The sequence below is a fragment of the Pedobacter sp. PLR genome, from assembly GCF_026239675.1.
Taxonomy (GTDB): Bacteria; Bacteroidota; Bacteroidia; order Sphingobacteriales; family Sphingobacteriaceae; genus Pedobacter.
In genome coordinates this window covers 206,997-220,490 of record NZ_JAPIVQ010000005.1, presented here as the reverse complement: position 1 = coordinate 220,490, position 13,494 = coordinate 206,997, and the positions used below count along the sequence as shown (strand labels likewise).

Genomic DNA, 13,494 nt, shown 5'->3' with positions numbered 1-13,494 from the left:
TTTTTGTGTTTACCCGAATCTGCCCGTAATGTAATTTTGAGTAGCTACTAATGATGGATTGGTGAAAATTTTGTCAGTTTTATCGAACTCTATCAGTTCTCCCAGATAAAAGAAGGCCGTTTTATCGCTAACCCGGGCAGCCTGTTGCATATTGTGCGTTACAATTACTATGGTAAACTGATCTTTTAGCTGATAGATCAATTCTTCTATTTTTGCGGTTGAAATGGGATCTAGTGAAGATGCAGGTTCATCCATCAGTAATACTGATGGTTGAACAGCGATGGCACGTGCGATGCAAAGCCTTTGCTGCTGTCCGCCGGATAAGGTCAACGCAGACTTGTTGAGGTTATCTTTTACCTCTTCCCATAGCGCAGCCTGCCTGAGCGCGCTTTCAACAATCTCCTGCAAGACTAACTTTGAACTTTCCCCGTTAATACGCAGGCCAAAAGCGACATTTTCAAAAATGGATTTGGGAAAGGGATTTGGCTTTTGAAATACCATTCCGATTTTTTTCCGGTGCTGAAATACATCAACCATGTTTTTGTAGATATCTACATCATCAACCAAAACACGACCTGTTATGGTCACATTTTCAATCAGATCGTTCATCCGGTTAAAACATCGTAAAAATGTAGATTTGCCACATCCGGAAGGGCCTATAAAAGCAGTAACGGTATTTGGTGCTATTTTAATAGAAATATCTTTCAGCGCCTGCTTACTACCATAGTATAGGTTAAGTTCCTCGACCCTTAACTTAAAAACGCCATAAGGACTACCTTGTGTTATATAGCTGTCTTTTTGTACCATCTGTTTCTTAAATAAATAGCCGTACCGTTAAGTAAAAATGTAAATAATAACAAGACAATGATACCAGCGGCTGCATTGACGACAAAACCTTGTTGCGGACGTGATGTCCAGTTAAATATCTGGATGGGCAGGGAGGTATACTGATCCATTGGACCTTCTGGTATAAAAGGGACATAAGCTAAAGCACCTACCACAATCAGGGGTGCTGTTTCTCCTATTGCCCTGGACGTAGAGAGAATAATTCCGGTAAGTATACCTCCAAAGGCAACAGGTAAAACTACACTGCGTATGGTTTGCCATTTGGTGGCACCAAGCCCGAATGAGGCTTCGCGTAATGAATCCGGAACAGCTTTTATCGCTTCTCTTGTAGATACGATGATTACTGGCATAATTAAAAGTGCAAGTGTAAGTGCCCCTGCAATAATGCTGTTCCCGAGGCCTGCTGATCTTACAAACAATTCTAATCCAAGAATCCCATAAATTACTGATGGAACCCCGGCGAGGTTAGAAATGTTAATTTCTACAAACTTTGCCAGTCTGTTTCGTTTACCATATTCCTGCAGATAAATACCCGACAATATGCCTATAGGTAAAGCAATAATCAGGGTGAAAAACAAAAGACCGACCATCCCTGCAAGGGCCGTATAAATTCCCGATTCCTCAGGATGCCTGGAGGGAAGTTGGGTAAAAAAAGACCAGTTGATCCGGTGTATCCCCTTGATGACTATATCAATCAATAACACCAATAAGGTAAGTAAGACAAGGATGGTGCATAGGGCGGCAAACACTTTGAAAAGTGTATCCTGGAGCCCGGGGTTAATTAAATGTTTTCTATTCATAACGCTGATGATATTTTTTCCTCATCCAGAAACTGATATTGTTGAGCAGGAAAGTAAATGCAAAAAGCGTAATACCTGCTGCAAATATAGTGCGGTATTCCAGCGAATCCTGAGGTACATCACCCATGCTCACCTGTACAATATAGGTGGTAATGGTCTCCACGGATTCCAGTGGATTAAATGTGAGCCTGGGTTGTTGCCCGGCTGCTATGGCTACAATCATGGTTTCCCCAAGTGCCCTGGAAACGGCCAGAATTACTGAAACTACAATCCCTGAACTGGCGGCTGGCACAATTACCTTGAACGCAGTTTGAAACCTATTGGCCCCAAGCCCGTAGGAAGCTTCACGTAAGGCTCCTGGTACTGCACGTAATGCGTCCTCACTCAAAGAAGTGATGTAAGGAATGATCATAATTCCCATAACGATTCCCGGAGACAGCGCATTAAAACCAGCCAGACCCGGAATGATTTGCTGCAACAAGGGTGTAACAAACTGCAATGCGAAAAAGCCATACACAACTGTAGGAACAGCGGCCAGAACTTCAAGCATTGGTTTAACCCATGCTGTAAATTTTTTAGAAGCATATTCATTTAAAAACACAGCAATGGTGATGCCTACCGGCACTGCCACTAAAATGGCTATTGTGGTCGTGAGCAAGGTTCCGGAAAGCAGGGGCATAATGCCAAAATGCTTATCTTGAAATAAGGGTGTCCATTGTGTGTCGGTTAAAAAATCGATAAAGGACACCTCTTTAAAGAATTCGAAAGTATCCAGGGAGAGTACCAAAATAATACCTATCGTCGTCAGTACAGAAACCAGGCTGCATAGGATCATAATCCATTCTATAACTTTTTCAGATTTGATCCTTATGCTGGCCATCGTTACTCTTGCGTGGATAAAAGTTGCAGCAGATTTGCACCTACTGTTGATTTGTTTTCAAAAACAGAACCGGTACTTCCTTTCTTAAAGCGCAGGTAAGATAAACGGTATACCGCTTTTGGTAAGGGCACATACCCAACCTCTTGTGCCAATGAAGCTGCGTGCTCCAAATAAAACTTCACAAATTCCTGTACATATGTTTTTTTTGCTGAATTTATGTTTACATAAATGAATTCAGGTCTGGAGAGTGGCTGGTATTTTCCATGTTGAACGGTTGAATCATTAGGGAACACCGCTTCACTTTCTTTACTGTACTTAACCGGAACAAGTTTAAGTTTTGATTTGTTTTCTATATAGTAGGCTAAACCGAAATACGCCAGTCCGCCAATATCTGAGGATACCCCCTGAACTAAAACATTATCGTCCTCACTTGCGGTATAATCTCCTCTGGAAGCTTTTGGTTTTCCATTAATAGCCTCATTAAAATAATCATAGGTTCCGGATGAGGTGCCGGCGCCATATAAATTTAAAGGCATATCCGGCCATGAATCCCGGACTTGTTTCCAGGAGATGATCTTCCCCTGGCTTTGAGGTGACCACATTTTTTTTAGCTCGGCAACAGTTAGGTAATGCACGAAAGTATTTTTGGGGTTAACAACAATGGCCAATCCATCATAACAAACCGGTATTTCAATAAATTCAATCCCATTTATTCTGCTTACTTTCAGTTCCTCAGGACTGATCGGTCGTGAAGCATTGGTAATATCAGTTTCGCCCCTCAGGAATTTTTTGAATCCTCCACCCGTACCTGATATGCCTACGGTAATCCGGATCTCCCCATTTTGCTTTCTGAATTCCTCAGCTACTGCTTCCGTTAATGGGTATACACTACTTGAGCCATCAATATTTATTTTCCCTTTATATTCTTTAAAACAAGAACATAACATCAATGGGTACAGGAGGTATCGTAAAAAATAATATCTGGACATATCCTACCGTTTGACAATACCTCTTCAGGTCATTTTTGTTTTTCTTCTTTGAAGAGCAATAAAGGTACATGTATATGATAGGCTAGCTTTTTGGTCAGGCTGGTGTGAAACAGGCCCTCAAAGAATCCATATTTTTTTGGCACTGCAATTACCATTTGCATTTGATGTTCATCTGCGAAATCCATTACTCCTTTGGCAATATCCTTGTTATCTGTATAATGATACTCAGGCTGCTCATTTTCCCATAACTGGTACAAACTGTTCATTTCAGTCAGGGTATCAGGATTAAAATGTTCCTCATGATGATCTACATTTAAGATTGATAATTTTGCGCCCAGTATATTTACCATACGCTTTATTGCAACTGCGGGTGTAGTCTTTGAAACCTTTTTCAAATCGCAGGCAAATACAACGTTTTCTATGGTTTTGAATTTGGAATGTTCCGGCACAATCAATAACGGAATGGGAGTAATCCGGGCAACACGAATTGTATTGCTACCAATGAAAGTTCGTTCCAGCAGGTCTTTACCTGCTATCCCCATCACCACAAGCTCCGGAGACTGGCCCTCAGGATAACTATTGACAATCTCATCCAGGGGGCGTTGGTCTATATAGCTTTCAATGACTATTCCTTTATTTAACCTGGGTTGTAACTTATCCTTTAAGGTCCGGAGCTGTTCTATATGTCTTTGATGTTCCTGTTCTGTAAGTATGATGATCTGGGATTGCATTTCCATTGTGGTTGGAGTATGCTCTGAGTAACAGATCTGCAGACGTGACACATTCAACTGCCTGGCTAAAGCAGCAGCATAGTTTGTTGCATTCAGAGCTGCATTAGAAAAGTCAGTAAAAATGACTATTGTTCCTGCATTCTTTCCAGGTTCTGCTGAAGTTGCCATAATACAATTTTTATTTTATATACGGTTTGTATTTTAAACAAGCAGGGAACAGAATGGTTTAAAATTGCCTTAAATAACCTCAGATTTAGTCATTAAAACCTGATCTATACGTACGCCATCCATATCAACAATTTCGAATTTAAAATTCTCATATTCAACAACATTACCTTCATGAGGCATTGCTTTTAAATGATCCATCATAAATCCGGAGACTGTTGAATAATGCGCTAAATTGATTTCAATAATTTCCCGTTCAAAAAACTGGTTCAGTTCAAATATTGTAGTCCTTCCGTTCAGCAGATAACTGTTGTCTTCCCTGCGGATGATGTGATTTTTATCCGTTTCATCTTCATCCGGCAGATCGCCAACAATGGCTTCAATTAAATCATGAAGCGTAATCACACCGCGAACGCTTCCAAATTCATCCACCACCACTCCCATGTATTGCTTTTTATCCTTAAACAAATTCAGGATCTTAAAAGCCGGAGCGTTCATCACTACGTAAATCGGCTTGGTTAAAATCCGGTCAAGGCTAAAATCTTCATGGTTGTAATTCTCCAGCAGATCTTTAATATTAATGACACCTAGAGGTTTATCCAGTACACCATCGGCAACTATAAACCTGGAATGGACACTTTCTTTCACCTTATCGAAAATATCTTCTTTACTCCAGTTATAGTTGATCCATTCAACTTCTGAGCTATGGGTCATCAATGATTTTGCAGTCTGATCGGTAAAGGAAAAAAGATTCTGGAAAGTCTCGCTTTCTTCGCTTTCCAAAACCCCTTGTTTACCGGCCGTTTTCAGCATAAACCGGAGTTCCTCCTCAGAAACTTTTTCAGTTTCATTTTCTTTAACCCCCATTAGCTTGAGAATTAAAGAAGTGGAGATAGAAAGCAATTTGACAAAAGGATAGGTAATTAAGGTAAAGACCCGGATCACCGGAACACAAAACAAAGAAATCCGCTCTGAATTATTCATGGCGATAGTCTTCGGCACAAGCTCCCCAACCACAATTGTAAAATAGGTGATGCCTCCAATCACTATAATCAAGGAAACCGTATGCAGCGAATCGCCCAGAAAAGTTAGTCCGGAGAGCAAAACGACCATATCATCTGTAAGCGCCGCGCCACCATAGGCACCTGAAATGACACCAATAAGCGTAATTCCAACCTGAACCGAGGAAAGAAAGTTTTCCGGGTTATCCAACAGTTTAAGCACTGTTTTTGCATTGGCACTACCCTGAGCAGCAAGATGTTCAATCCTGCTTTTTTTTACCGAGACCAATGCAATTTCAGATAAGGCAAAGAAGCCGTTCAATAAAGTTAGAATAAAGATGATCAGTACTTCCAAAGTATAGATATTTAGTGTTACCCAAATATAATTAAAATAAGATCATGCTTTTTGTTGCCCGGGGCTTAAGTTTTAAAACAGTGTACTCCCCTGTTTTTTTTACAACCGATACCGGAGTTTGATGTTTCTTCCTATAGCTTTAAGTAGTCCGGGATGATCGTTTGTAGTCGCATCAGCAGCATCCCAATCCCCCTTTAAATTACAAACAAGCTGATACTCCATATCATTGAGGTTAATCTGGATTGCACTGGTTTCTTTTGTTATTCCCTTAGTTAAAACAACGTAGGTATAGTCTTTTTCATCAAAAGTGATGCGCATTGGTAAATTCATAATGTAAATATAGCGTCAGAAATGCGCTTTTATTGTGTTCGCTGTTATATACCTATAAAATTCATGAGATTAGTGCACATCATTGCCCCCCATACCTCAGAATTTGCATTAATGATAAACCCGGCATAAGGATCAAAAAATAATCTTAAGTTTGATAAGTAGCTATAAATAACAATGAACTGGATCACCCGTGAAAGACCAAAAATAGACCGCATCGCCTGCCCCTGGCTGATCAGGAATTTTATTGACAGGAACGCAGTATTCTTTTACGTACCATTCGATCAGGTGATTGAAATAGCGACAAAATCAGCTGCAATTCCATTCGATGTTCCAGGTGTTGAACTCAGCCATCAAAAGGATCAATGCACTTTTGATGCACTGATTAAAAAATATAAATTAAATGACCCCGCACTGGATATCATGGCACCCATCATCAGAGGCGCGGATACTGATCAACACCACCTATCAAGTCAGTGCGCTGGTTTATGGGCAATTGCTGCAGGCATGGCTTATAATATCAAGGATGATTTAGAGTTACTTAAAGCGGGGACAGTCATTTATGATGCTTTATATACATGGGTCAAACATCTTCAAAATGTAAAACATACCGAAAGCCCCGTCGAGCAACTGTTAGTCGATGTTTATCATCAATTTCTTAAAAAGGGAAACTCTGGTAAGGTACCAGTCTGGGCAACAGCGTTAAAAACGATCATACAGGACCAGATCGACACCAACCTTACCTTGAGCTTAACGGGGATCTCTCAGGAATTAAATGTAAATCCAGCCTATGTATCCAGGGAGTTTTCAAAGTATTTTGATAACCTTTCATTTGGGGAGTATATCCGAAAACTCAGGATAGATAAGGCTATGGTGTTCATTGAAACTTCTGATTATTCCCTTTCCGAAATTGCCTATTTGACAGGTTTTTCTGATCAAAGCCATTTTGCCCGTATTTTTAAGCTGGAAACCGGTTTAACACCTTCAGCCTACAAAAAGAATAATCAAAAAGGTAAAATACATCCTAATAGTTAAAACCATTCTATTTTATCTTCCATAACAGCAGTAGTCTTGTACTATGCAAACTACGATATATAAAACCCGATTCACTATTCTGGTGGTAAGTAGCCTCTTGATTTCCCTGACTGGGTATTCCCAGCAAACACCGGTGCAAACTTATCCCAAAATCGCCGGATATGTTGGAATTGTTCACCCCATTGTTACTTTTAGCAAGGATGGAACCCATACCAACTTTAAAGACAGCTATACTGTTGGAATGCCTATAGGCATCAACATCTGGAAAAATGCCAAAATCGGCTTTAGCAGTGAAATTGTACCCTTTGTAAAAGCGACATCCGCAGGAAGTAAAGTTAACCATGTATTGTTCCATCCGGGAGTCCTTATTGCATTGGGAAATGGTTTTACTTTTGCAGGCCGGGCGGCTTTTGAAACCTCCGGACGTTACGGTCTTACTCCTGTTTTAAATAAAGTAGTAAAGAAAAATAAAGGCAGTAACTATTTTATTGCTCTCCCTTTGCCTGTCCGCTTTGGAAATGACCTCCCATCTTCTTTTGGTATTGGCTTCCAGTTCGGTATTGCATTCTAAAAAATGACTGCTCCCCTGAATTATGAACTATGAACTATGAACTATGAAAGAAAACCCAATTTATAAATTAAGTGACATGACCCTTTATTTTTTAAAACTGGGTACTCTGGGCTTTGGTGGCCCTGTTGCTTTAGTTGGTTATATGTATACCGACCTTGTTGAAAAAAAGGCCTGGGTTACGGAAGAAGAATACAAAGAAGGGCTTGCCCTTGCTCAGCTGGCACCAGGACCTTTAGCAGCTCAGTTAGGTATCTACATGGGATTTGTCCATTATGGACTGATTGGTGCGACATTGGTAGGATTGGCATTTGTTTTACCGTCCTTTATGATGGTAGTTTTACTGGGAATGGCTTATAAACTGTATAGTGGTCTTCCGGGAATACAGGCCGTATTTTATGGAGTGAGCGCTGCTGTGATTGGCATTATTGCCATTAGTGCTTACAAACTCACCATTAAATCTGTCAGCAATCTTGATCTTAGCGCAATCAGATCAAAATGGTTGTTGTGGGTATTCTACCTTTTGGGTGTGGTAGCCACTGTGATTACAAAAAGAGAAGACATTTTACTTTTTGTAGGTTGTGGCATCGTCTATATGCTGGTAAAAGCACCGTCAAAATGGATCAAAAGACCAACTACGGCCCCATCCGTACTGTTACTTGGTGTTGGATTCTGGCATTACGATGGGAAGGTCCTCCGGGACATCGGATGGTTTTTCCTGAAAGCCGGAGCATTTGTTTTTGGGAGTGGATTGGCTATTGTACCGTTTTTACATGGCGGTGTAGTTCAGGAATTTGGCTGGCTGACAGAAAATGAATTCTTAGATGCTGTAGCTGTAGCAATGGTTACACCCGGGCCGGTAGTCATTACGGTTGGATTTATCGGGTACCTCGTCGCTGGTTTTCCAGGCGCTTGCGTCGCCGCTTTAGCTACTTTCTTACCCTGCTATCTGTTTACCGTGGCATTAGCTCCCTCATTTAAAAAGATAGCGAAAAATACAAGTATGAAAGCTTTTGTCGATGGGATTACTGCAGTAGTTATAGGATCATTGGTTGGTGCAGTGATCATTATTGCAGAACGGCCAATTGTTGATCTTGCAACTGCTTTAATTGCTTTACTTAGTGCATTAGCCTTAATATATATCAGGACAATAAAAGAACCGCAGCTCATACTGGCATCGGCAATAATTGGAATACTTATTAAAACACTTTTATAAGGAAAAGAAATGAGGGTCAAACCTGATGATCATCACGCTAATTCGTGATTAAAAACACGAATTGACATGTGTAACCTCATCGCTATTGTAACAATTAAAGAAGACATTTACTTAAAAAAACAATCCTTACTGAGCTACAGAAATCAAAAAAAGACATAAAACAATAACAAATGGCAGCTATCGTCACCATAACATTTAATCCGGCTATTGATAAAAGTACGACAGTACCCCTATTAATTCCTGAAAAAAAACTACACTGCAGTATTCCCATCTATGAACCTGGTGGTGGCGGCATTAATGTAGCGAGAGCAATCAAAAGGCTTGGAGGGCATGCTACAGCTATTTATCTGGCAGGTGGCTATAGTGGAAAGATATTTACCGAACTGCTTAATCAGGAAAAAATAGATGGAATTCCAATAAAAACCTCTGGCCTGACCAGAGAGAATCTTATCGTAAAAGAGGATTTTTCAAACAGGCAGTTTCGCTTTGGAATGCCCGGAGATCCGGTTAGCGACAAAGAATGGAAAAGTTGTATAATGTCTTTAGAGAAAATCCCTGATGTAAAATATATTGTGGTCAGTGGCAGCTTACCTACAGGAATACCTTCAGATATTTTTGTCAGCATGTCCCGCATCGCCCATTCCAAAGGTGCAAGGCTCATCGTAGATACTTCAGAAGCAGCTTTAAATCATGCAATTGAAGCTGGTGTTTACCTGATTAAACCAAACCTGAAAGAGTTAGCGATGTTGGTTGGGGAAGAAAACCTCAGCATTGATCAGATTGAACAAGCCTCAAAAGAAATCATAGACAGCTACCATTGCAAAGTTGTGATCACTTCCCTGGGAGCTGAGGGAGCTGTGCTTACTACTAAGGGAATTTCCATCAGGATTATTGCCCCAAAAGTAACCATCCAAAGTACTGTTGGTGCCGGAGATAGTATGCTGGCAGGTATTATCCTTAGTCTCTCTAACAACCGAAGCCTCATTGAATCAGCACAATATGGCGTAGCCTGTGGAACAGCGGCAACGATGAATCAGGGAACCGAACTTTGCCATTTAAATGACGTGACGAATTTATATCAGATTATTTCAAAACTATGATCAGCATCATAGATAGTGCTCAACCCATTGCTTACTTTTAGATTAACTCATAACCAAATGTCAAAAACAAGCCATTCAAAATCATAAAGAAATGAAAGCAATTTTTTACAGCACGAAATCAGTGGAAAAAGACTTGCTGATAAAGGCAAATCATAACAAACATGAAATTACCTTAATCTCCAATGCACTAAATACGGAAACCTCCTGTCATTCGAAGGAAAAAGATGCGGTTATTGTTTTCACGAGTGATGATGTCACCGCTCCTGTTATCCACAAACTATCAGCTCTCGGAGTTAAATACATTCTTACCCGATCAGTTGGTACAGATCATATCGACCTGGAAGCAGCAAAGAAGCTTGGAATTAAAGTTGCGAATATTCCTGTCTATTCTCCCCAGGCCATTGCCGAACACACATTAGCATTGGCTCTTGCGCTAAGTCGCCATTTAATTCAGGCAGATCAACAATGCCGTCAGTTTAACTTTTGCCTTGATCACTTAACAGGTTTTAATTTCTACAAAAAAACAGTTGGGTTAGTCGGCCTTGGGCATGTTGGTACTGCTACCGCTTCTATTTTCAACGGATTAGGCTGTAAAGTATTGGGATACGATATCCAGTCACCAGATATAAAGAATGTTGAAATGGTTGATCTCGATACCTTATTCAGAACGTCAGATGTCATCTCACTCCATATCCCGCTTAATCCTGATACAAGACACCTGATTAATGAGGCAACATTGCTCAAAATGAAAAACGGGGTGATGATTATCAATACGGCTCGTGGAGACCTTATCAAAACTTCAGCAGTATTAGATGCTTTAAAAAGCGGAAAAATAGGTTATTTAGGTCTGGATGTTTACGAGTATGAAAAAGGGTTATTTTTCGAAGATCATGAAGCCGATGAGGTCAGAGATGCTTTATTTTCAGAATTAATGAACTATCCAAATGTACTTATTAGTCCACATCAGGCATTTTTAACTAAAGAATCCCTGGAAGAAATAGCAACCCATACGATAAATATCCTGGATAGCTGGGATATCATGGATGAGAACTAGCCTCCTGTTCCAGAACTTTATTAATGGTAGCTATCCCTTTGATCAGGGCATCAGCGTTAAATGCGATACTATTAATCCCATGCTCTACCAGCAAACGGGTAAAGGATTCAGAATCACTGGGAGCTTGTCCGCAAAGGCCAACTTTTTTATTCAATAATTTAGCCTTCCGGATCATTTGAACAATCAGGAGTTTACTGGCAGCATTTTCTTCATCAAATAAATCAGCCACAAGCGCCGAATCACGGTCAATGCCCAACGTTAACTGTGTCAGGTCATTTGAGCCAATAGAAAAACCATCAAACACCCCCGCGAAATCCTCTGCTAACAAAATATTAGCCGGTATTTCTGCCATTACAAAAATTTCCAGTCCGTTTTCTCCTTGTTTAAGCCCGGATTCATTCATGATTTCAATCACTTTTTTGCCTTCCTGGATGGTACGGCAAAAAGGTATCATTAATTTCACATTTGTAAGTCCCATTTCATTTCTCACCAGTTTCATGGCCTCACATTCTAATTGGAAGCCTTCTCTGTAACGCTCATGATAATACCTTGATGCTCCTCTAAAACCTAACATCGGGTTTTCTTCCCCGGGTTCAAAAAAACTACCACCAATCAATCCTGCGTACTCATTAGATTTAAAATCACTCATCCGTACGATCACTTCCTTAGGATAAAATGCTGCTGCTATTGTTGCTACTCCTTTAGACAGTTTATCTACAAAATACTCTTTTTTATCCCTGTAAAATCGTGTGAGCTGTTCAATCTCTGATCTTTCTTTTTCGTCGCTGACCATATCCGGTCTGATCAGGGCCATAGGATGTATCTTTACGGTATTGCTGATCATAAATTCAAGCCTCAATAACCCGATTCCATGATTGGGATAAAACGACAACTCAAAAGCTTTTTCAGGATCAGCAACAATGAGTTGGGCCATAGGAGTTGCAGGAAGTTCAACATCTTCAATATTTACAACTGTTTCTTTCCAACTTAGTTTACCCTGATAAGCGAAACCCGTTTTACCTGCAGCGCAATCTAATGTAATTAAATCCCCATCGATTATGGTATCTGTTGCATTTGTAGTTCCTACAATCGCTGCAGCCCCCAGCTCTCTTGCAATAATTGCTGCGTGGCTCGTTCTTCCTCCCCGGTTTGTGACTATTCCTGCCACTTTCTTCAAGATCGGGTCCCAATCAGGACTTGTGGTATCAGTGACTAAAATATCACCCTGATTAAGCTTGTAAGCTTCTTTTGGGGAAGTTAAAATCCTTGCCGGTCCACTAACAATGCTTCTGCCAATTGCTTCGCCACGGGCCAATTCTATCCCCTTTTGATTCAGGTGATATGACTTTAATTGTAAGATTTTCTGCTGTGAATGGACTGTTTCAGGGCGTGCCTGAATAATGTATAGCTGATGACTGATCCCATCCTTTGCCCACTCAAAATCCATTGGCATCTGATAATGTCTTTCAATAATCAGGGCCCATTTTGCCAGTTTTTCTATTTCCTCGTCTTCCAATACAAACCTATTTTGTAAATCTGGCGGCGTATCCCTGTTCACTGTTGAATTGAGATCGTCAGTCAGCTCTGCGTACGACATCATTTTATTCTTACTACCCAGGTTCTTTTGTATCACAGCATGGAAACCTTTCTCCAGCGTAGGCTTAAAAACCAAAAACTCATCCGGGGTAACGGTACCCTGAACAATGTTTTCTCCCAATCCCCATATCCCGGCAATATGTACAACATCCCTGAATCCGGATTCTGGCTCCAGGGTAAATCCTACACCTGAACAGCTAATGTCCGCACGAATCATTTCCTGTATCCCGACAGAAAGAAAAACTTTACCGTGTTCAAAGCCCTTATCCTCGCGATATTTAATTGCCCTATCTGTATATAAAGAGGCAAAGCATTGTTTAACCGCATAAAGAAGGGCATAATTACCCCTAATGTTTAAATATGATTCATGGAGGCCGGCAAAACTCGACTCAGGAAGGTCTTCAGCCGTAGCACTGCTCCGGACTGCAACTTCTTGCTCGCCATCGTCGAACATCACTTCATAAGCAGCAATAATAGCCATGCTTAGTTCCTTGGTTATACGACCAGACATCACCAGCTCTCTGGCTTTTGTCCCTATTTCTGAAAGGTTATTGTAATTATCTTTATCAAGTGTTTTCAGTAACTGAGCAAGAGGTTCTTCAAGATGATTACAACTGATGAAGTACTTATAGGCTGCCACGGTAATCGCAAAACCTTTTGGTATCAATATCCCTTTTGGCGTTAAATGAATAAACATTTCACCTAAAGAAGCATTTTTCCCACCAACCTCAGCAATGTCCTGGATGCCTATTTCACTAAATTTTCTAATATATTCCATTTTGCCTGCATGATTAGGTTAATGAGGTTTTAACACTTATATAAAAAAATCAT

At 40.4% G+C, this 13,494-nt stretch carries 13 protein-coding genes; 5 read left to right on the top strand and 8 right to left on the bottom strand.

The window, feature by feature from the left end:
• Positions 1 to 9 precede the first annotated feature (9 nt).
• The 7 genes from pstB to OQX61_RS14070 all read right to left on the bottom strand — a co-directional run bounded on the left by pstB (position 10) and on the right by OQX61_RS14070 (position 6,097).
• Entirely contained in the window at positions 10 to 807 is a 798-nt protein-coding gene (gene pstB, locus OQX61_RS14100; RefSeq protein WP_265842390.1) for a phosphate ABC transporter ATP-binding protein PstB, read from the bottom strand.
• Positions 783 to 1,646 (bottom strand): phosphate ABC transporter permease PstA, encoded by an 864-nt coding sequence (pstA, locus tag OQX61_RS14095; RefSeq protein WP_265842389.1) that lies wholly within the window; start codon positions 1,644 to 1,646, stop codon positions 783 to 785. The genes pstB and pstA overlap by 25 nt, the downstream gene beginning before the upstream one ends.
• Positions 1,639 to 2,526: a phosphate ABC transporter permease subunit PstC gene (gene pstC, locus OQX61_RS14090; protein ID WP_265842388.1), complete on the bottom strand. Its 888-nt coding sequence runs from the start codon at positions 2,524 to 2,526 to the stop codon at positions 1,639 to 1,641. Before pstC ends, pstA begins: the two co-directional genes overlap by 8 nt.
• A 2-nt stretch (positions 2,527 to 2,528) precedes the next feature.
• Positions 2,529 to 3,515: a PstS family phosphate ABC transporter substrate-binding protein gene (locus tag OQX61_RS14085; protein WP_265842387.1), complete on the bottom strand. Its 987-nt coding sequence runs from the start codon at positions 3,513 to 3,515 to the stop codon at positions 2,529 to 2,531.
• 29 nt (positions 3,516 to 3,544) lie between these two features.
• A complete protein-coding gene (locus OQX61_RS14080; RefSeq protein ID WP_265842386.1) occupies positions 3,545 to 4,414 on the bottom strand; it encodes a universal stress protein in 870 nt (289 codons plus the stop codon).
• 69 nt (positions 4,415 to 4,483) lie between these two features.
• Positions 4,484 to 5,767 carry a hemolysin family protein gene (locus tag OQX61_RS14075; RefSeq protein WP_265842385.1) on the bottom strand — a complete coding sequence of 428 codons (1,284 nt, stop codon included), beginning with the start codon at positions 5,765 to 5,767 and terminating at the stop codon, positions 4,484 to 4,486.
• A 99-nt stretch (positions 5,768 to 5,866) separates the two neighbouring features.
• Positions 5,867 to 6,097, bottom strand: a complete 231-nt coding sequence (locus OQX61_RS14070; RefSeq protein WP_265842384.1) for a hypothetical protein — start codon at positions 6,095 to 6,097, stop codon at positions 5,867 to 5,869.
• Between the two features lie 174 nt (positions 6,098 to 6,271).
• On the opposite strand from OQX61_RS14070, the gene OQX61_RS14065 reads away from it, so the two are divergent.
• The 5 genes from OQX61_RS14065 (at position 6,272) to OQX61_RS14045 (ending at position 11,067) form a co-directional block, all read left to right on the top strand.
• The gene (locus OQX61_RS14065; protein WP_265842383.1) at positions 6,272 to 7,129 is read left to right on the top strand and encodes a chromate resistance protein ChrB domain-containing protein; all 858 of its coding nucleotides are present in this window, start codon (positions 6,272 to 6,274) and stop codon (positions 7,127 to 7,129) included.
• A gap of 43 nt (positions 7,130 to 7,172) precedes the next feature.
• The gene (locus OQX61_RS14060; protein ID WP_265842382.1) at positions 7,173 to 7,700 is read left to right on the top strand and encodes a hypothetical protein; all 528 of its coding nucleotides are present in this window, start codon (positions 7,173 to 7,175) and stop codon (positions 7,698 to 7,700) included.
• 43 nt (positions 7,701 to 7,743) lie between these two features.
• A complete protein-coding gene (locus OQX61_RS14055; RefSeq protein WP_265842381.1) occupies positions 7,744 to 8,913 on the top strand; it encodes a chromate transporter in 1,170 nt (389 codons plus the stop codon).
• Between the two features lie 170 nt (positions 8,914 to 9,083).
• The gene (locus OQX61_RS14050) at positions 9,084 to 10,013 is read left to right on the top strand and encodes a 1-phosphofructokinase family hexose kinase (protein WP_265842380.1); all 930 of its coding nucleotides are present in this window, start codon (positions 9,084 to 9,086) and stop codon (positions 10,011 to 10,013) included.
• Between the two features lie 91 nt (positions 10,014 to 10,104).
• On the top strand, positions 10,105 to 11,067 hold the full coding sequence (locus OQX61_RS14045) for a 2-hydroxyacid dehydrogenase (protein ID WP_265842379.1): 963 nt from the start codon (positions 10,105 to 10,107) through the stop codon (positions 11,065 to 11,067).
• Here OQX61_RS14045 and ppsA read toward each other — a convergent pair.
• The gene (ppsA, locus tag OQX61_RS14040) at positions 11,051 to 13,441 is read right to left on the bottom strand and encodes a phosphoenolpyruvate synthase (RefSeq protein WP_265842378.1); all 2,391 of its coding nucleotides are present in this window, start codon (positions 13,439 to 13,441) and stop codon (positions 11,051 to 11,053) included. The genes OQX61_RS14045 and ppsA overlap by 17 nt on opposite strands.
• Positions 13,442 to 13,494 lie beyond the last annotated feature (53 nt).